A 19,983-nucleotide genomic window follows, 5' to 3' on the forward strand; every position below is an offset into this window, starting at 1 on the left:
ATGGCATCCCTTAATGAAAATCAAAAATTTTGGGCCCGTGTAACCGAGCTGGCTAGGCAGAGTATCGGTAAACAAGCTTATGATTTTTTTATTGAGCCTGCTCAATTAATGTCTGTCGAGCAAGATACTGCCAATATCTTGCTTGATAGTGGAATGAAAAAAGATTATTGGAAAAAACAGTCCGATTTGATCACAACGGCAGGATTTGAAGTCTTTGGTCGGATGATTGATTATGAACTTTATGCGAATGATGAACTTACTGATATTGAACTACGTCGTTTAAATAATCAATCACCGGTTGATGAACCTCTTTCCGTTGCCAAGCCTACTTCCCCTTTGGTTAGTGGACTTAATGAGAAATATAATTTTGAAAACTTTGTCCAAGGTCCTGGTAACCGTTGGACTTTAGCCGCTGCAATTGCTGTTGCTGATAAACCTGGTGATACTTACAATCCCTTGTTTATCTATGGTGGCGCTGGTTTAGGTAAAACCCATTTGATGCATGCAATTGGGAATCAGATTTTAACTGATAATCCTACAGCTCGAATCAAATATGTTTCGTCAGAGAATTTCGTTAACGATTATGTTAATGCAACACGTAAAAATCAGATGGAAAGTTTTGAGAATACTTATCGTAACTTAGACTTACTTCTATTAGATGATGTTCAATTTTTCAGTGATAAAGAAGGTACGAAAAACGAATTTTTCAATACTTTTAATGCACTCTACGATAAAGGCTCTCAGATTGTTTTGACTTCTGATCGCATTCCTCAAGAATTAAATAACTTGGAAGATCGTTTGGTTTCACGCTTCTCTTGGGGCTTGACTACTGATATTACAGCCCCTGACTATGAAACACGGATGGCTATTCTACTGATAAAATCAGAATCAAGCCATTTAGAATTTCCTAGTGAGACTTTATCTTATATTGCTGGTCAAATCGACTCAAACGTCCGTGAACTTGAAGGGGCTCTTAATCGAGTAGAATTTGTGGCTCGTGCTAATGGGATTTCAATAGTTGATATTGAGACAGCGAGTCAGGCTCTTCGTTCCTTAAAAAATGCAACTCAACAATCCCTATCAAATCTGACTATAAAAAAAATACAAGATGAAGTTGCAAATTATTATCATATTTCATTTTCCGACCTTGTCGGACCTAAACGTCCTAAAGAGATTGCTTTTCCTAGACAAATTGCAATGTATCTTGTCAGAGAACTTTTAGGTACGAGCCTTCCAGCAATTGGAACTGCTTTTGGAGGTCGTGACCATACAACAGTAATGTATGCTTATAAGCAAATTTCAGATAAAATGAAAAATGATATGGATGTCCAAAAAGATATTGATAGCATTAAGCGTAAATTTTAGAACTGTGGAAAACTTACGGACTTATAAAAGCCTTATTCTTTAATTATCCACAGGGGAAAACCTTACGCCTCTAAGAGGGTTTGTCTTATACAGATTATCCACAGGACCTACTACTATTACTATTATATTTATAAAAAGAAATTATAAAGGAATATCATGATTAAATTTTCAATTAATAAAACTGCCTTTCAAAATGCTTTGAAAATTACCAAACAAGCAATTGGTTCTAAAGTTACAATTCCTGCTTTAACAAAGTTAAAAATTGAAGTTGAAGAAAAAGGAATTACCTTAATTGGTTCAAATGGTCAAATTTCAATTAAAAACTTTTTACCAGCTGATAATAAAGATGCAAGTATGCTTATTTCAGGAACTGGTTCTGTCTTATTAGAAGCTGCTTTCTTTGAAAATGTAGTAAGTCAACTTCCTGAAGTTACTTTGGAATTTATTGAAAAAGAACAAAAACAAGTTTTGTTGACTTCTGGTAAATCAGAAATTACTTTAAAAGGTTTAGATTCTGAAATTTATCCGCATTTACAAGAAATCTCTGAAGGTTCTTCTTTAAAAATGAAAGTGAAAGTTTTGAAAGAAATTTTCACAGAGACTGTTTTTGCTGTAAGTACTCAAGAAAATCGTCCAATTTTCACAGGGGTACACTTAGAAACTTTGTCAACGGGTGAATTAAAAGCTGTAGCAACTGACTCACATCGAATGAGCCAACGTTTATTGCCTTTAGAAGATACAGACTTAAAATTTGATGTAATTTTACCAAGTAAATCAATTAATAGTTTTAAAAATGTTTTCACAAATGATGAAGAAGAGATTGAAATTTTCATCAGTGGAAGCCAAATGCTTTTCCAAAATGAAACAATTAGTTATTATAGTCGTTTGATTGAGGGTTCTTATCCTGATACTAATCGTTTGATTCCAAATGAAGCCGATTATACTTTAGATTTGGTTTTTGATGCTGCGCAATTGCGTCATACAATGGATCGTGCACGTTTATTGACAGTAATGACAACCAACGGAACAGTAAAATTGACTGTTTCAGGTGATTCTGTCGTAACCACAGCAAACTCTCCTGAAGTAGGTTCTGTTCATGAAGAACTGACAGCCTTATCAAAAGAAGGTAATGATTTATCTATCAGTTTCAATCCTGAGTATTTGATTGATGCTTTGAAAGTGATTAAAGCACCAGAAGTACGAATTCGTTTCATTTCTAACGTTCGTCCGTTCACTTTGCAACCACGGAATGAAGAATCTGGATTTGTTCAATTGATTACACCAGTACGTACAAATTAATTTTACTGACAGCTCTTTTGTCAGCTTAGATTTACTGACGAAAATGTCTGTCAGTAAATTTAGATTTTGTTATAATGGACTTAACGAAAGTTAGGTCTATTTTTTATGGAAATTTTATATACTGAAATTACACAAGATTTGACGGAGGGATTATTAGAAATTGCTCTTGAAGAACTTGAAAAAAATCGGAAAGTTTACTACATTGTGCCTTCTTCAATGTCATTTGAGAAGGAGAAAGAAATATTAGAACGCTTAGCAAAAGGGAGTGATACAGCAGTTTTTGATTTACTTGTTACGCGGTTTAAACAACTGCCTTATTACTTTGACAAGCGTGAAAAAGCAACAATGAAAACAGAGTTAGGCACGGTGGGGCTTTCGATGCTTTTTCGGCGTGTTTTGAGAAGTTTTAAAAAAGATGAAATTCCGCTTTATTTTTCATTGCAGGATTCAGCCGGATTTTTAGAGATGCTGATTCAATTGAGAGCAGAATTACTGACAGCAAATCTGTCAGTAGAAAATTTGCCAGATAATCCTAAGAATCAAGAATTGAAAAAAATTCTAGCAAAATTTGAAGCTGAATTATCTGTGGAATATGCGAATTACTCAGAATTTGGAGATTTTACAAATCAACTTGCTGATGGAGAATTTGATCAGCAGCTTAAAGATGTAACAATTATCATTGATGGTTATACTCGATTTTCTGCGGAAGAAGAGTTATTTATTGAAAGTATTCAAGAGAAAGTTGGCCGCTTTGTTGTTGGAACTTATAGTGATGAAAATTCACTGACAGCTGGTTCGGAGACAATTTACGTGGGAACGAGTCAGATGATTACTCGCTTTCGAAATAAATTTCCAGTAGAATTAAGAAAAATAGCTTCTTCATCTGTCAATGAAGTTTACAGTAAGTTGACAAGAATTCTTGATTTAGATTCTCGTTTTGTTATTACTGATGAAAAAATTGAATTAAAAGCAGAAGATGAAAAATATTTTAGAATTTGGGAAGCTGAAAATCAAAAAGTTGAAATTGAACGAGTGGCTAAGGAAATTAGACAAAAAATCAGCCAAGGGGCTTTTTTCAAAGATTTTACTGTTTTAGTCGGTGATCCAGCAGCTTATGAGATTACTTTGAAAGAAATTTTTGATCTCTATGAGATTCCATTTTTCTATGCTCAAGAAGAATCCATGAGCCAGCATCCTTTAGTGATCTTTTTTGAAAGTCTATTTGCCATCAAAAAAAATAATTATCGAACGGATGATGTTGTCAATCTTTTAAAAAGTAAAGTTTACACAGATGTCAACCTTGATGAAGAAGTTATTGATTACTTTGAATACTATGTTCAAAAGTATAAAATTTCAGGTCGCAAGAAATTTACAGAAGAATTTATTGAAAGTGAATTTTCTCAAATTGAATTAGTTAATGAAATGCGGGAAAAACTACTTGGAAGTGAATCTCCTTTACAAGTATTTTTAGGGAATAATCGACAAAAAACAGGAAAAAAATGGGTTTCTGATTTACAAGGTTTACTTGAAAATGGAAATGTAATGGCAAATATGAATGCCTATTTTTCCGCTGCCGAATTACAAAATAAACATCAAATGGCTGATAAACATGAACAAGTCTGGCAAATGTTAATTTCAACGCTGAATGAGTTCTTAGCTGTTTTTTCTGATGAGAAATTGAAAAGTGTAGAGTTTTTAGATATCTTATTGGCTGGTTTGAAAAATGCAAAATATCGTCAAATTCCAGCAAATGTTGATGTTGTTAATGTTAAAGACTATGAACTTGTTGAACCCAAAACAAATAAGTATATTTATGCTATTGGTTTAAGTCAAACGAATTTCCCTCGAATAAAGAAAAATTCGACGCTCTTATCAGATGAAGAGCGATTAGAAATTAATCAGACAACTGCTGAAAATCAATTTATTGAGCAACTTAATGTTGCCAACTATCAAAAAAATCAGTTTACAGTCTTGTCTTTAATTAACTCGGCAAAAGAGAGTTTAGTTTTATCAATGCCACAGATTATGGCCAATGAACAGGGAGAATTTTCTCCAGTTTTTCAATTATTTCTAAAAAATGCTGATGAAAAAATCCTTCAAAAAATTCAAGGAGTTAATCTTTTTGAAAGTCTAGAACATATTGGAAATAGCCGTTCAGTCATTGCCATGATTGGACAAATTGAACGTGAATTAGTTGAATCTGAGGAAACCAGTGAGGATAAGCGAGTTTTTTGGTCTAGTATTTTTCGGATATTAGTGAAATCAAATGCTGATTTTCAAAAAATATTACTCGATTTAGCTAAAGATATTGACACTGTAAACTTGGCTCCAGACACACTTGAACAAATTTATGGTGATAAAATTTATGCTTCTGTCAGTTCTTTTGAACGTTTTTACAATTGTGAATATCAGTACTTTTTAGAGAATACACTAAGTCTGGAAACTTTTGAAAATATTGATATTAATTCTAAAATTGTTGGGAATTTTTTCCATGAAGTTTTTGAAAAAGTCATGAAAGAGACTGACTTATCAGCAGAAAATTTTGATGAAAAGTTGACACTTGTTTTACAAGAAGTTGACAAAAACTATTCACGCTATTTTACACAAGATGCAACGGCAAGATTTACTTGGAGTAATTTAGAAGAGATTGTCAGACAAACGGCGACTGTTTTGAAAGCAACCGTTTCTACTGATGAACTAAAAACTTTACTGACAGAAAGTAGTTTTGGTTTACCTAAAAGTGAGTTAGGAAATTTTTCAGTTGATGATATTTATTTACGAGGAAGAATTGACCGTCTTGACCAACTTTCTACAGATTACTTAGGGGCGATTGACTATAAATCAAGTGCTCATTCATTTAAATTGCAAGAGGCTTATGATGGACTAAGTTTACAATTTATGACCTATTTAGATGTGATAAAACAAGCTTTTCCTAATCAAAAAATCTGGGGTGCTCTTTATTTACAATTTAAAAATCAACCAATTAACTTATCAGAAATCAATCAGTTGTCGGAAATTGCTAACATTTTGAAAGAATCAATGCGTTATGATGGATTAGTATTAGAAGATGCAGCTGAGCAAATAAAAGGTATTGAAAATATTGCTTTAAAAAAGACTAATATTTATAATGAAGAAGAATTTGAGCAACTTTTAAAATTAAATGAGGAACATTACCGGGCAGCTGGTCAGCGATTGAAAAAAGGAAAAATTGCAATCAATCCAATAATGAAACGCTCCGAAGGAATTGATCAGTCTGGTAATGTCCGTGGCTGTCGATATTGTCCTCTCAAATCGATTTGTCGATTTGAAGCAAATATTCATATGAATGAGCACAGCCGTGAAATCGGACAAAAATCCCAAGCAGAAATCCTAGCAGAATTAAAAGGAGAAGGGCGAGATGAGTGAAGTAAAATTAACTCCGGAACAAAATGAAGCCATTCATAGTTCAGGTAAAAATATATTAGTCTCAGCTAGTGCTGGGTCCGGAAAAACTTTTGTTATGGCGCAAAGAATTGTTGAAAAAGTCAAACAAGGTATTGAAATTGATCGACTTTTTATTTCAACTTTCACTAAAAAAGCGGCTAGTGAGTTGCGAATGCGACTTGAAAGAGATTTGAAAAAAGCGCGTCAAGAAAGTTCTGATGATGAAGAAGCTCACAGATTGACACTTGCTTTACAGAATCTTTCAAACGCAGATATTGGAACAATGGATAGTTTTACTCAAAGATTGACAAAAGCTAATTTTAACCGTGTAAATATTGATCCAAATTTTCGAATATTGGCTGACCAAACAGAAAGCGACTTGATTAGACAAGAAGTTTTTGAACAATTGGTTGAGTCTTATTTATCAGCTGATGAAAGCTTAAATATTTCAAAAGAAAAATTTGAAAAATTGATAAAAAATTTCTCTAAGGACAGGAATATTCTTGGGTTTCAGAAGGTAGTTTACACTATTTATCGTTTTGCTTCTGCAACTGAAAATCCAATAAGTTGGTTAGAAAATCAATTTTTAAAAGGTTTTGAGACTTATAAATCACTGACAGACTTATCGGAAGATTTTACAGTGAATGTAAAAGAAAATTTACTGACATTTTTTGAGCTGTTAGAAAATTCACTGACCAATGGTGTGATTGCTAAAAAAGGAGCTGGTCGTGATAAGGCAAATCTAATTTTAGATAATAAAAATGAACTTTTAGAAGCAATAAGTAAAAAAGATTTTGTAACTTTCACAGCATTATTTTTATCAATAGATACTGATATTCGCGTCGGTTCTTCAAAAGATGAAGTACTTTCTGCCTTAAAAAAAGATTTTTCAGCTCAAAAACAAGATTTAGTAGGTTCAAAATCAAAACCCGGAGAACTTCGGAAGTTTGTTGATAAAATCAAACATGGCCAATTAATTGAAAAATATCAAAAACAAGCTTTTGAAATTGCCAGTGATTTACAAAAATTCATTATTGAGTTTTATAAAACTTATCTAGAGCGTAAGAAAAATGAAAATGCCTTTGAGTATTCTGATATTGCTCATTTTGCCATTGAAATTTTAGAAGAAAATCCAGATATTCGTGAAAATTTACGCGAGCATTATGATGAAATCATGATTGATGAGTATCAGGATACTAGCCATACACAAGAACGAATGCTCGAACTTCTTTCTAATGGCCATAATCTTTTTATGGTAGGGGATATTAAACAGTCGATTTATGGTTTCCGCCTAGCTGACCCAGGTCTATTTTTAGAAAAATATAAAAGTTATGATCAAGCAGAAAATCCTAATCAACTGATTCGCTTGAAAGAAAATTTTCGCTCACGGGGTGAGGTTTTAAATTTCACAAATGACATCTTTAAACACCTAATGGATGAAAAATTAGGTGAAATGACTTATGGAAAAGAAGAGGTCTTAGTTCAGGGGAATATTTCTGATTATCCAGTGGAAGCGGAGAAAGATTTTTATCCAGAGCTTCTTTTGTATAAAGAGAATACAAGCGAGGAAGAAATAGAAGACTCGGAAGTAAAAATTTCGGATGGAGAAATCAAAGGGGCAGCACAAGAAATAAAGAAACTGATTGAATCTGGAGTTGAACCAAAAGATATCGCAATTTTAGTCCGTTCTAAATCTAATAATAATAAGATTGAGGATATTCTACTCAGTTATGATATCCCAGTTGTTCTTGACGAAGGACGAGTTGATTTTTTGAAATCAATGGAAGTTTTAATCATGCTGGATGTCTTGAGAGCAATTGATAATCCACTCTATGATTTATCTTTGGTTGCGATGCTGAGGTCTCCTTTGTTTGGTTTTAATGAAGATGAATTGACTCGCATCAGTGTTCAAGGAAGCCGTGACCTTCGTTTTTGGGATAAAATTCTCTTGTCATTAAAAAAAGAAGGAAAAAATCCTGAACTTATAAATTTGTCATTAGAACAAAAATTGAAAGCATTCAATCAAAAATTTACAGAGTGGCGTAAACTTGTCAACAAAATTCCAATTCATCGCTTACTTTGGAAAATTTATACAGAAACCTATTATTTTGATTATGTAGGAGCTTTGAAAAATGGGGAAATGCGGCAGGCAAATTTACAAGCTCTCTCTGTTCGGGCAGAATCCTATGAAAGTTCCGGTTACAAAGGCTTATTTAAATTTGTAAGACTTATCAATAAATTTATGGAACAAAATAATGACCTAGCTTCTGTCAATATTAAACTTCCTCAAAATGCTGTTCGTGTCATGACTTTTCATAAATCTAAGGGACTTGAATTTGATTATGTTTTCTTGATGAACTTACAGTCTCGTTTCAATGATCGTGACCTGAAAGAAGATGTCATTTTAAGCCGCGAGCATGGTTTGGGTATGAAATATATTGCAGATTTGAAAGCAGAACCTGATGTCATTACAGATTTTCCTTATGCCCTGGTAAAAATGGAAACATTTCCCTACATGGTAAATAAAGACTTAAAACAAAGAGCCGCACTTTCAGAGGAAATGCGAGTGCTTTATGTCGCTTTTACTCGTGCAAAGAAAAAACTCTATCTTGTCGGAAAAATTAAGGATACAGATAAAAAAGCAGGACTTGAACTTTATGATGCTGCTACTTTGGAAGGAAAAATTCTATCTGATAAGTTCCGCAATTCAAGTCGTGGTTTTCAACACTGGATATTGGCTCTTCAAAATGCTACAAAACTTCCAATGAAACTCAATGTTTACACAAAAGACGAATTAGAAACAGAGAAACTTGAATTTACAAGTCAACCTGATTTCAAAAAATTGGTCGAAGAATCAGAAAAATTTGATAATATCATGTCATTTTCTGATGAAATTAAAGAAGCACAGAAAATCATGAATTATCAGTATCCTCATCAAGCTGCCACAGAACTTTCAAGCATTCAAACGCCAAGTCAGGTAAAAAAACGCAGCTACGAGAAGCAGTTACAGGTAGGTGAAGTTCAACCAGTCAGTGAGTTTGTTCGAGTAAAAAACTTGGATTTTTCTGATTTTGGACCTAAGAAAATTACTGCTGCAGAAATGGGTTCAGCAACACACAGCTTTATGCAATATGCTGATTTTTCTCAAGCCGATTTATTTAGTTTTCAAGCAACTCTTGATGAGATGGGATTTGATGAAAAAATAAAAAATCAAATTGATATCACTAAAATTCTAACTTTATTTGATACTGAATTTGGACAATTTTTATCAGAGAATGTGGATAAAACAGTCAAAGAAGCTCCATTTTCAATGTTGAGAACTGATGAATTTGCCAAAGAACAATATATTGTTCGAGGAATTTGTGATGGTTTTGTGAAACTTGCTGACAAGATTATCTTATTTGATTATAAAACGGACAGATTTACAAATGTGTCAGCAATTTCCGAAATAAAAGAGCGTTATAAAGATCAAATGAATCTTTACAGTGAGGCCCTTCAAAAAGCATATCATGTCAACCAAATTGACAAGTACCTGGTTTTATTAGGAGGACCCAGAAAAGTTTTTGTTGAAAAACTAGATGACTAGAAAGATAAAAAGTAGCTGCTGGGGAGGAAAAACAATGCTAGATTACGAAATAGGCTCAATTGTCGAAATGAAAAAACCTCATGCCTGTACAGTCAAAGCAACTGGAAAAAAAGCCAATGCTTGGGAAATTACAAGGCTTGGGGCTGATATCAAAATTAAATGTACAAACTGTAACCATGAAGTGATGATGAGTCGTTTTGACTTCAATAAAAAAATAAAAAAAGTGCTCAAGTGAGCACTTTTTAATTATAAACTGATTTGAGATTAAACTTGAGATATTTAAGGAGCCAAAAATATAGTAATTTTGTAAATCGCCAAATAAATGGACTAACAAGAACCATCAGTGAACAAGCGATAATCGCAACTAACCAATACCACCAGTCAAAACCTGTTGCTCCATTTGCATTGCCAAAGGTAATATGTGGATTGTGTGTAACAAGAGCAAAAATCATGATAAATGGAGCTAGGAATATGGCTAAAATAAGACCGTAAAGAGCCAAGAGAAGCAAAGCAGTAGTAATTATCAGCCAGAAACCAAGAACGAAGTTAAAAAAGACTAAGCCAAAGCCAGCAAAAAGATTGATATGTTTTTTTCTTTTTTGAGGTTCAATTCCTTGTGAAAAAGCCAATAAGTCTGAATCATATAAATCAGCTAAGGCAATTAATGTTTCAAAATTTGGTTCAGTTTTGTTAGATTCCCAACGGGAAATCGCTTGACGACTAAAGTATAGTTCTTTTGCGACTTCCTCTTGAGTGAGGTTTTTAGAAAGACGAGCTTTCTGTAGATTTTCTCCGAGCATTTTATCTCCTTTAAACACGACTATTTTAATTTAGTGATTTGTTTCTGATTTAATTATCAACTAAAGCTAAGCTAAAAGCAAGAACAGAAGTGGGATTTTAGGGTAACATTTTGTGGCAATCCTTTAAACTAAAGGGATTCTACAATAACATTTCTTATTTACAACTGCTCTGTAAACTTGTAAACGTAGTGATTATCTGGTATTTTCTGAGCCATTATTGTCTTTTTGAGTGATTTACAGTATAATTAGTACTAATTAATCTTAATTTTGGAGAATATAAAACATGGCTTTAACAGCAGGTATCGTTGGTTTACCAAACGTTGGGAAATCAACACTTTTTAATGCAATTACAAAAGCAGGCGCGGAAGCTGCAAACTATCCTTTCGCAACAATTGACCCAAATGTTGGGATGGTAGAGGTACCAGATGAACGTTTGAACAAGTTAACAGAGTTGATTAAACCTAAAAAAACTGTTCCAACAACTTTTGAATTTACTGATATTGCAGGGATTGTAAAAGGAGCTTCTCGAGGAGAAGGTTTGGGAAATAAATTCTTGGCTAATATTCGTGAAGTAGATGCAATTATTCACGTTGTTCGAGCTTTTGATGATGAAAACGTTATGCGTGAAAATAATCGTGAAGATGCCTTTATTGACCCAATGGCTGATATTGAAACGATTAACCTAGAATTAATTTTGGCCGATTTAGAATCAGTCAATAAACGTTATGCGCGTGTAGAAAAAATTGCTCGCACAGCAAAAGATAAAGATGCGGTCGCAGAATTTAATGTTTTGAAAAAACTCAAACCTGTTCTTGAAGACGGAAAATCAGCGCGAACAATTGACTTTGATGAAGATGAAACAAAGGTTCTTAAAAGTTTATTCTTGTTGACAAGTAAACCAGTCCTTTATGTGGCCAATGTTTCAGAAGATGAAGTTGGCGAACCTGATAATATTGAATACGTGAAACAAATTCGTGAGTTTGCGGCGACTGAAAATGCTGAAGTTGCGGTAATTTCTGCTCGTGTTGAAGAAGAAATCTCAGAATTGGAAGATGATGAAAAAGCAGAATTCTTGGAAGCAATTGGCTTAAAAGAGTCTGGGGTTGACATGTTGACTCGTGCAGCTTATCACCTTCTTGGTCTGGCGACTTACTTTACAGCTGGAGAAAAAGAAGTGCGTGCATGGACCTTCAAACGTGGAATGAAAGCTCCACAAATGGCAGGAATTATCCATACAGACTTTGAAAAAGGCTTTATCCGTGCAGTGACCATGTCTTATGATGATTTGCTTAAATACGGCTCAGAGAAAGCGGTACGTGAAGCAGGTCGTTTGCGTGAAGAAGGAAAAGAATATGTTGGTCAAGATGGCGACATTATGGAATTCCGTTTCAACGTGTAAACCTTGTAAATGAAATGATGAAATGCACCGAATCGGTGCATTTTTGCAACCTAAAAATGCTTGAGTCAAACAAAAAAATGCGATAGTCTTAAAGCATGAAAGGAAGGCAACATGGGAATATCCGAAATAATCAAAGAAAATCGTAAACTCAAAAATCTCAGTCAGGAAGAGTTAGCAAAGGAACTACACATCTCTCGTCAATCTATCTCAAAATGGGAGACAGGAAAATCACTTCCCACCACAGACCAACTTATCTTACTCAGTGAAATTTTCGATTGTTCTTTGGACACGTTGCTCAAAGGTGACAAAAAAATGGAAGAAAAAGTAAAACATGAAATTGATGACAAACGGACCTTAAAGTTAATTTATAAGGTTGGTTGGGGTTTTATTGTTCCCTTACTTTTTATTTTGAAATTTGTTTTACATTTGTTTTGATAATAATGAACGACTCGATAGAAATATTGGGTCTTTTTGTTCGCTATAAAATACCGTACCTCGCTTAATATTACAATAATTGAAAAAACAAAACTTTTTATTGATATAAAGGTTACGTAAGAGTATAACTATAAGAAAACGGAAACATTTTCTGTTAAGAAGGAGGTGTAATAATGTAAATAGAAGTTTACACGCGCTCAAATTAGCGCAAAAAAAATGATGAATAAAATTATTATCTCATCAATTTGATTAAGTGAATATAACAAATAAAGATGAAGTTAATTTGAAAAATTTTCTATTCAAATAGTCAGGCTTTATATCGGCTCTATAACCCAAATGCAAAAGTTGGTTCACACTTTTATACAACGAGTCTGGCAGAAAAGAATAGTCTTGTAAAATCAGGATGGAAATATGAAGGAGTGGCATGGTATGGTCTTAGCTAAAAATAAAAAAATAATGATTTCAACAATTCCGTTAGTAATTTTGATCCTTGTTTGTTTCAAAGAAAATCTATCTGCTCAGGCATCAACAAAGTCATTAGATACAGGTGAAAGTTTTACTGAAGTTTACAATAAGGACAGTGGTTTTTATTTAAATAGCCCCTTTTATGATATTTCAAAGGTTTCAAAAAGTGTTTATGTTGGGGAAAGTGGGACTTTTAATCAAGTTAAAGTTTTGCCGATTTATAATATGACGCCAAAAGGTTCTGTGAATTTTTATCAAAATACAGCAACGAATAATCTTATTGGGGCAACCTTACCCTCGCTATCCACGGGAGCAATAGCTTTAACACAAGCTGGTCAATATACTGCTCAAAAAGCTGGAACAGCTACAGTTGCATTGACTTATACGCTGTCTAGTGATTTCAAAAAAGAATTACTTAGTAAATATCCTGATGCTTGGACAAATATTGCACCTGCTAGCTATGGTTCTCCTGATTTTATGTATGCAAAATATAGCAATCAAACTTTCTATGTAACAATCAAAGAGCATACCGTCCCACTCTATCGCATGTATAATCCTAACTCAGGAGAACATTTCTATACTGAAAATTCCTTTGAGCGTGATTCGTTGGTGAAGGCAGGCTGGAACTATGAAGGCGTCGCAGAAGAATCTCCAATAAAGACAGTCTATAATCAAGCAGTTTATCGTGTTTATAATCCTAATGCTGGGGAACATTTTTATACAGAAAATCAAGCAGAAGTATCGCATCTTGTTTCTTTAGGTTGGCGTGCTGAGGGGATTGCTTTTTATTCAAGTACATCGAATGAAACTCCTATTTATCGTCTTTACAATCCTAATGCGACGGTAGGAACTCATTTTTATACACAAAGTTCAGCGGAACGTGACTCTCTTGTTAGAGCGGGTTGGCACTATGAAGGAACGGCTTGGTATGGTGGATAATTACTGTAGAGTGATTGCCATAGATAGAGCAAACGTAAAAGACTCAATAGAAATATTGAGTCTTTTTTTTGCTCCTCTAGGTAAATAAACATGTTATAATAAACTTAATTGCTGATTTTTATGAATCGGCCTTTTGGCTTTTATTGAAATATTTACTGATAGATAAAAAGTGGTAGACAAAGGATTAGTCAGCGAGTCTGACAATTCTGTCAGTAAAAAGCGACTGAATAATGAGCTTTTTATCGGTGAATAAAGGGATTGTCAGCGTAGCTGACAATTCTGTCAGTATTTTTGGTAGGTTAAACTAATGAAAATCTATATTGTTGGGACAGTTGGTTCTGGAAAATCAACTTTAGCTAGGAAATTGAGTGAAAAAAGTTCAATAGGTGTCTTTCACTTGGATAGTGTTGTCCATGATGGTGAAAGACATCAAACAGATAAAGAGATTTCCGAGTCTATTGAGTGTATTTTTAAAAATAACGATTTTATTATAGAGGATACATTGCGTGAGCAATTCATTCCGCTATTATCAAAAGTTGACAAGATTATTTACTTGGATTTACCTAAAACTTTATTGAAATATCGAGTGATTAAAAGATATTTAAAACAAAAAATAGGACTTGAGAAATCAACTTATCGACCAAGTTTACAGATGTTAAGACAGATGTTTATTTGGCAAAAAATTGACCGAAGTGAATTGATAAAAGCACAAAAAAAGACTATTATTTTAAAAAATCAAAGAGAAATTCGGCAATTTATAAAAAAGTTTTCAAAAATAGAGAAGAAAGAATAGAAAATGACAAAAATGATTGTTGGCTTGGGAAATCCAGGCGATAAATATGAAAAAACGAAGCATAACATGGGCTTTATGGCACTTGATTTACTGGCAAAAGAGCTAAATGTAGATTTTAAAGAGGAAAAACCTTTTATGTCGCTTGTCGCGTCAACATTTGTGAATGGAGAAAAATTGTTTCTCGTGAAACCTTTGACTTTCATGAATGAATCAGGTCGCGCAGTGGCGCCACTTTTGAAATATTATAATATAGACGAAGCAGATTTAACGGTCATGCATGATGATTTGGATTCACCAGTTGGGCGCGTGCGTCTAAGACAAAAAGGGTCATCAGGTGGTCAAAATGGGATAAAATCAGTTATTACACATGTAGGAAGTCAAACATTCAACCGTGTAAAAATTGGGATTGGCCGTCCAAAGCATGGCATGACGGTGGTAAATCATGTGCTTTCTGGTTTTGACAATGAAGATAAGGAAATCGCTCAAGATGGAATTTTCAAAGCTGTTGATGCAATGAAATTCTATCTTGAAAATGGTGATTTTCAAAAGACAATGAATAAATTTAACTAAATGAATATTATTGAATTTTTTGACCAAAATTGGCAACTGCAAAAATGGCAACAAGGATTTTCAAAGCGTGAGCGAACTTTACTGACAGGTTTGTCAGGAACAGCAAAGAGCTTAGTGATGGCGAATGCTTATGAAAATGTTGCTGACAAATACATTATTGTTACTGACAGCCAGTTTCATGCGAATGAACTTTATGATGAACTGTCAACTTTGCTTGGTGAAGAAAAAGTTTTTCAATTTTTCTCTGATGATAATATCTATGCAGAGTTTGCACTAGCATCTAAAGACCGCATTGCTTACCGACTTGAGGCACTTAATTTCCTACTTGACGAAAGGGCAACAGGATTTTTGGTTGTGCCTTTTTTGGCATTACGAAGCTATTTACCAAGTCCCGAAAACTTTTTAGAAAATTACCTTTTACTGACCTCTGGAGATGAATATGACTTATCAAATTTAGTTAATTTACTATCAAAGGCAGGTTATGAAAAGACACAGCGCGTGATGACGCCGGGTGAATTTTCAATGCGAGGAGATATCGTTGATATTTATCCTTTGGACGCGGAAAATCCAGTCCGTTTAGAGTTTTTTGGTGATGAAGTTGATACGATTCGTTCATTTGATGTAGAGAGTCAACGTTCACTGACAAGTCTTGAGCGTTTGGAAATCTATCCGGCTAGTGATTTTATTTTGACTGACAATGAGTTTGATAAGGGTGCAAAATCACTGACAGAAATGACAAATTTGCTGGGTGACCAAACTAGCCTATCCGTAAGCGAGCAAGCTCGCAACGGCTCCGCTATGACAGACCCGTCAGCAAAATCATATATGGAAGAAGTGATTTCGGCAGCTCAAAATCACTATTATCACAAAGACTTACGAAAATTTGCCGAGTATTTTTATGATAAAAAAACTTCACTTTTAAATTATTTTCTAAAAAATGTTCAAATATTTATTGATGATTTTCAAAAAGTAAATGAAATGAATAATAAGTTGGAAATGGAATTAGCAGATTTCATTTTATCTGAAAAGGCCATGGAAAGAGGGTTTGAAGGGCAAACTTATTTGCTAGATACAATGGCAAAAGTTAGAAATTATAAGCCTGCTACCTTCTTTTCAAATTTCCAAAAAGGACTTGGAAATCTCAGATTTGAACAACTTTATAATTTCAAACAACATTCAATGCAACAATTTTTCGGTCAATTAGAACTTTTTTACACCGAAGTTGAACGATTTATCAAACAAGAGTTTACAGTTGTTCTAGCTGTATCATCAGAAAAGCTCCGTAAATCACTCCATGAATTAGATTTAAGTTTACAAGAGGTTGACAGAGAATCTATTCAAGTGGGTAAAGTCAATCTGATTGATTTACAATTATCCAATGGTTTTAATTTCCTTGATGAAAAATTAGTCGTCATGACTGAGCATGAAATATTTGGTAAAATGCGTAAGAAAAAGGCACGCAAGCTAAATATTACAAATGCTGAAAGACTCAAAGATTATAATGAACTTGCGGTTGGTGATTTTGTTGTCCATAAAAATCATGGGATTGGGAAATATTTAGGTTTACAAACGCTTGAAGTCGGAGGAATGCATCGTGATTATCTGACCATTCAATATCAAAATGGGGATACAATTTCTGTTCCAGTTGACCACTTAGATTTACTCAGTAAGTATACAGCTGGTGAAGGAAAAAGCCCTAAAATCAACAAATTGAATGATGGGCGCTGGCGTAAAACCATGTCTTCTGTCAGTAAGCAAGTGGAAGATATTTCGGATGATTTGATTAAGCTTTATGCTGAACGTCAGGCCAAGAAAGGTTTTGCCTTCTCACCAGACGATGCAAGTCAAGAGGAATTTGATTCTGGTTTTTCATATGTTGAAACGGAAGACCAAATCCGTTCAATCAATGAAATTAAGCATGATATGGAACTTGAACGCCCAATGGATCGTTTGTTAGTCGGTGACGTTGGTTTTGGTAAGACAGAAGTTGCGATGCGAGCAGCTTTCAAAGCTATAAATGATGGGAAACAAGTTGCGGTCCTTGTGCCAACAACAGTCCTTGCTGAACAGCATTTCAATAATTTTACCGAACGTTTTATTAACTTTGGAGTGAATGTTGAGGTTCTCAGTCGTTTTCAAACCAAAACACAACAAACTGAAATTCTAGCTAAATTGAAAAAAGGACGAGTTGATTTAATTATTGGAACCCACCGTTTGCTTTCTAAAGATGTTGAATTTTTTGATTTAGGTTTGATGATTATTGATGAAGAACAACGTTTTGGAGTTAAGCATAAAGAGCGTCTGAAAGAATTGAAAACTCAAGTTGATGTTTTGACATTGACAGCAACACCTATTCCTAGGACACTCCATATGTCAATGCTTGGAATTCGTGATTTGTCAGTTATTGAAACACCACCAACCAACCGTTATCCTGTTCAAACCTATGTCATGGAAACAAACTACGGTGTGGTTCGTGATGCCATTTTGAGAGAAATCTCTCGTGGTGGACAGGTTTATTATGTTTACAATAGAGTTGACACGATTGAGCAAAAGGTTTCACAATTAGAAGAATTAATCCCCGAAGCTAGAATTGGCTTTATACATGGTCAAATGACCGAAGTACAGCTGGAAAATACTTTACTGGCCTTTATTGCTGGCGATTATGATGTACTTGTTGCAACAACAATCATTGAAACAGGTGTTGATATTCCAAATTCTAATACACTTTTCATCGAAAATGCGGATATGATGGGCTTGTCACAACTTTATCAACTGCGCGGTCGTGTGGGACGTTCAAATCGGGTGGCTTATGCTTACTTTATGTATCGACCTGAAAAGATATTATCCGAAGTTTCGGAAAAACGTTTAGAAGCAATTAAAGGCTTTTCTGAATTAGGTTCAGGTTTCAAGATTGCTATGCGTGATTTGTCTATCCGTGGGGCTGGTAATTTACTTGGGAGTGAACAATCAGGATTTATTGATTCTGTCGGTTTTGATTTGTATTCACAACTCTTAGAAGAGGCTATTCATACCAAACTTGGCACAAGTAAGCAAAAACGGACCTCAAATGTGGAAATTTCTTTGGAATTGGATGCCTTTATTCCTGCCTATTACATCTCTGATGAACGTCAAAAAATTGAAATTTATAAACGAATTCGTCAGATTGATAGTCGTGAGATTTATGAAGAACTACAAGAAGAATTGGTTGACCGTTTTGGAGAATATCCAGATGAAGTCGCTTATCTTCTGGAAATTGGTTTATTAAAACATTTTGCTGACAATGCTCTAGTCGAAAAAATTGAGAAATCTCGATTTGAAATAACTGTCACTTTAGAAAAAGTAGCTAATACAACCTATGATCCACAAGATTATTTTAAGGCTTTGGCCAAAACAAGCATGAAAGCTTCTGTCGGTGAAAAATATGGCAAAATGACTTTCCGCTTGAAAATAGAAAATAGAAATTCCGTTGTGCTTTTGAGTGAAATAATGAATTTTGTAGAAGAATTATCAACAATAAGAGATAGTTATGATAAAATTCGTTAATTATTTTTCTTTTTTATATTTATAATATTGGGATAATCAGTCATTTTTTCCCAAATCTGAAGCATTTGTCATTAATTTTAGATTATCTGCTGAGGCTTGCTGGCCTTATCGAGAACAATTCTTTTTCCCTTTCACTTATAACGGGAAATATTAGAGTAAAACTGCTGAAAGTTTAAAACTTAAGGGCTAAAAATAGTAAATAAAATGAACTGATAAATCTGTCAGTAAAATAATAAAGTTCTGTCATTACTGATAGAGCTTTATTATTATAAATAAAGGCATTTTCAAACAAAATGAAATATGTTATAATCTATCCATGAGATTAGATAAGTTTTTAAAAGTTTCGCGCTTGATTAAACGTCGTCCAGTTGCGAAAGAAGTTGCCGACAAAGGTCGGATTAAAATTAATGGAAAGTTAGCGAAATCTTCGTCCGATGTAAAATTCAATGATACGATTGAAATCCGTTTTGGAAATAAAATCGTTGAAGTTCGAGTGACTGAATTAAAAGAATTTACACGTAAAGAAGATGCTGATAAAATGTATGAACTCATCAGTGAAACACGCATAACAGAAGAAATAGAATGATTATCATCACAAAGTGGATTGGAGGGTGTCATGGCAAAACAAGTGATTCAACTAAATAATAAATATAGTCAAAATCAGAAAAAAAGAAATCTAACAGTAGTACCAAAAAGAAAACATTTGGGACTTATTTTGATTGTGGCAATCTTACTTTTCAGTCTAACAAGTATGAGTTTGATAAAATCATATGAAACTTTGCATAAGCAAGTCGCTTTAGAACAGAATGCAAAGAAACAATATGAAAGTCTTTCTAAAGAAGTAACAATAAAAAAAGCAGAAATCAATAAACTGCAAGACCCTAACTATCTGCAAAAATTTGCTCGTAGTGATGGGCAAGAATATTCTCAAAGTGACGAAAAAGTTTTCACTACCGACAGTCCTTTAATTGGAAATAACGGGTCAAATTAATGATTGGACAAGTTGAAAATATTACAAGATTTGGACTTTTTGTAAAAATTTCTGCTGATGAACTTACTGACGAAATCAAAAAAAGTACTGACAAAACTGTCAGTAAAAATAGTGGACTTTTGCGTTGGTCACAGTTTCCAAAGAATCATCCAAAAGTTCAAATTGGTGATTTGATTGGTGTTGAAGTTTTCAAGGTACATGAAGATGGAAAAATCGATTTAAACTACCAAGAAAAAAATTTCAAAAATGTCTATGCTGAATTTTTGGAAAGTAGTCAGCAAAGAATTACAGAGCTTGAACAAAAAAATCGCGAATTAAACTAAATAACTTTCTTACTTTTAGAAAGTTATTTAGTTTCTTCTTTGATTATTCTAT

16 protein-coding genes are annotated in these 19,983 nt (G+C 33.8%); 15 read left to right on the forward strand and 1 reads right to left on the reverse strand.

The window, feature by feature from the left end; translation table 11 throughout:
- From dnaA to KW2_RS00025, 5 genes are all read left to right on the forward strand, one after another.
- Positions 1-1,365 carry a chromosomal replication initiator protein DnaA gene (gene dnaA, locus KW2_RS00005; protein WP_011675078.1) on the forward strand — a complete coding sequence of 455 codons (1,365 nt, stop codon included), beginning with the start codon at positions 1-3 and terminating at the stop codon, positions 1,363-1,365.
- A gap of 156 nt (positions 1,366-1,521) precedes the next feature.
- Positions 1,522-2,664, forward strand: a complete 1,143-nt coding sequence (gene dnaN, locus KW2_RS00010) for a DNA polymerase III subunit beta (RefSeq protein ID WP_011834121.1) — start codon at positions 1,522-1,524, stop codon at positions 2,662-2,664.
- Between the two features lie 105 nt (positions 2,665-2,769).
- Positions 2,770-6,069: an ATP-dependent nuclease subunit B gene (gene rexB, locus KW2_RS00015; protein ID WP_021036494.1), complete on the forward strand. Its 3,300-nt coding sequence runs from the start codon at positions 2,770-2,772 to the stop codon at positions 6,067-6,069.
- Positions 6,062-9,673: a helicase-exonuclease AddAB subunit AddA gene (gene addA / locus KW2_RS00020; RefSeq protein ID WP_021036495.1), complete on the forward strand. Its 3,612-nt coding sequence runs from the start codon at positions 6,062-6,064 to the stop codon at positions 9,671-9,673. The genes rexB and addA overlap by 8 nt, the downstream gene beginning before the upstream one ends.
- Positions 9,674-9,707: 34 nt before the next feature.
- Positions 9,708-9,908 (forward strand): DUF951 domain-containing protein, encoded by a 201-nt coding sequence (locus KW2_RS00025; protein WP_021036496.1) that lies wholly within the window; start codon positions 9,708-9,710, stop codon positions 9,906-9,908.
- A gap of 7 nt (positions 9,909-9,915) precedes the next feature.
- Here the strand turns inward: KW2_RS00025 and KW2_RS00030 are convergent, their stop codons facing one another.
- Complete coding sequence (locus KW2_RS00030) at positions 9,916-10,473, reverse strand: helix-turn-helix domain-containing protein (RefSeq protein ID WP_021036497.1); 558 nt, start codon at positions 10,471-10,473, stop codon at positions 9,916-9,918.
- Between the two features lie 283 nt (positions 10,474-10,756).
- On the opposite strand from KW2_RS00030, the gene ychF reads away from it, so the two are divergent.
- The 10 genes from ychF (at position 10,757) to KW2_RS00075 (ending at position 19,931) form a co-directional block, all read left to right on the forward strand.
- On the forward strand, positions 10,757-11,872 hold the full coding sequence (ychF, locus tag KW2_RS00035) for a redox-regulated ATPase YchF (RefSeq protein ID WP_021036498.1): 1,116 nt from the start codon (positions 10,757-10,759) through the stop codon (positions 11,870-11,872).
- Positions 11,873-11,983: 111 nt separating this feature from the next.
- Positions 11,984-12,307, forward strand: coding sequence for a helix-turn-helix domain-containing protein (locus tag KW2_RS00040; protein ID WP_021036499.1), 324 nt, complete (start codon positions 11,984-11,986; stop codon positions 12,305-12,307).
- 290 nt (positions 12,308-12,597) lie between these two features.
- Positions 12,598-12,750, forward strand: coding sequence for a hypothetical protein (locus KW2_RS12195; protein ID WP_219616998.1), 153 nt, complete (start codon positions 12,598-12,600; stop codon positions 12,748-12,750).
- On the forward strand, positions 12,719-13,711 hold the full coding sequence (locus tag KW2_RS00045) for a cell surface protein (protein WP_244878740.1): 993 nt from the start codon (positions 12,719-12,721) through the stop codon (positions 13,709-13,711). Before KW2_RS12195 ends, KW2_RS00045 begins: the two co-directional genes overlap by 32 nt.
- A 307-nt stretch (positions 13,712-14,018) precedes the next feature.
- Positions 14,019-14,504: a P-loop NTPase family protein gene (locus KW2_RS00050; RefSeq protein WP_021036501.1), complete on the forward strand. Its 486-nt coding sequence runs from the start codon at positions 14,019-14,021 to the stop codon at positions 14,502-14,504.
- Positions 14,505-14,507: 3 nt separating this feature from the next.
- Entirely contained in the window at positions 14,508-15,074 is a 567-nt protein-coding gene (pth, locus tag KW2_RS00055) for an aminoacyl-tRNA hydrolase (protein ID WP_003132167.1), read from the forward strand.
- On the forward strand, positions 15,075-18,617 hold the full coding sequence (mfd, locus tag KW2_RS00060) for a transcription-repair coupling factor (protein WP_021036502.1): 3,543 nt from the start codon (positions 15,075-15,077) through the stop codon (positions 18,615-18,617).
- Positions 18,618-18,933: 316 nt separating this feature from the next.
- On the forward strand, positions 18,934-19,203 hold the full coding sequence (locus KW2_RS00065) for an RNA-binding S4 domain-containing protein (protein WP_011675089.1): 270 nt from the start codon (positions 18,934-18,936) through the stop codon (positions 19,201-19,203).
- Positions 19,204-19,233: 30 nt separating this feature from the next.
- Positions 19,234-19,608, forward strand: coding sequence for an FtsB family cell division protein (locus tag KW2_RS00070; protein WP_011675090.1), 375 nt, complete (start codon positions 19,234-19,236; stop codon positions 19,606-19,608).
- On the forward strand, positions 19,608-19,931 hold the full coding sequence (locus KW2_RS00075; protein ID WP_011675091.1) for a S1 domain-containing protein: 324 nt from the start codon (positions 19,608-19,610) through the stop codon (positions 19,929-19,931). Before KW2_RS00070 ends, KW2_RS00075 begins: the two co-directional genes overlap by 1 nt.
- The last annotated feature ends 52 nt before the right edge of the window (positions 19,932-19,983 follow it).

This window comes from Lactococcus cremoris subsp. cremoris KW2, assembly GCF_000468955.1.
GTDB classification, from domain to species: domain Bacteria; phylum Bacillota; class Bacilli; order Lactobacillales; family Streptococcaceae; genus Lactococcus; species Lactococcus cremoris.

Coding starts and splice junctions, on each gene's coding strand:
- dnaA (WP_011675078.1), top strand. CDS start 1: ATGGCATCCCTTAATGAAAATCAAAAATTTTGGGCCCGTGTAACCGAG.
- dnaN (WP_011834121.1), top strand. CDS start 1,522: ATGATTAAATTTTCAATTAATAAAACTGCCTTTCAAAATGCTTTGAAA.
- rexB (WP_021036494.1), top strand. CDS start 2,770: ATGGAAATTTTATATACTGAAATTACACAAGATTTGACGGAGGGATTA.
- addA (WP_021036495.1), top strand. CDS start 6,062: ATGAGTGAAGTAAAATTAACTCCGGAACAAAATGAAGCCATTCATAGT.
- KW2_RS00025 (WP_021036496.1), top strand. CDS start 9,708: ATGCTAGATTACGAAATAGGCTCAATTGTCGAAATGAAAAAACCTCAT.
- KW2_RS00030 (WP_021036497.1), bottom strand. CDS start 10,473: ATGCTCGGAGAAAATCTACAGAAAGCTCGTCTTTCTAAAAACCTCACT.
- ychF (WP_021036498.1), top strand. CDS start 10,757: ATGGCTTTAACAGCAGGTATCGTTGGTTTACCAAACGTTGGGAAATCA.
- KW2_RS00040 (WP_021036499.1), top strand. CDS start 11,984: ATGGGAATATCCGAAATAATCAAAGAAAATCGTAAACTCAAAAATCTC.
- KW2_RS00045 (WP_244878740.1), top strand. CDS start 12,719: ATGAAGGAGTGGCATGGTATGGTCTTAGCTAAAAATAAAAAAATAATG.
- KW2_RS00050 (WP_021036501.1), top strand. CDS start 14,019: ATGAAAATCTATATTGTTGGGACAGTTGGTTCTGGAAAATCAACTTTA.
- pth (WP_003132167.1), top strand. CDS start 14,508: ATGACAAAAATGATTGTTGGCTTGGGAAATCCAGGCGATAAATATGAA.
- mfd (WP_021036502.1), top strand. CDS start 15,075: ATGAATATTATTGAATTTTTTGACCAAAATTGGCAACTGCAAAAATGG.
- KW2_RS00065 (WP_011675089.1), top strand. CDS start 18,934: ATGAGATTAGATAAGTTTTTAAAAGTTTCGCGCTTGATTAAACGTCGT.
- KW2_RS00070 (WP_011675090.1), top strand. CDS start 19,234: ATGGCAAAACAAGTGATTCAACTAAATAATAAATATAGTCAAAATCAG.
- KW2_RS00075 (WP_011675091.1), top strand. CDS start 19,608: ATGATTGGACAAGTTGAAAATATTACAAGATTTGGACTTTTTGTAAAA.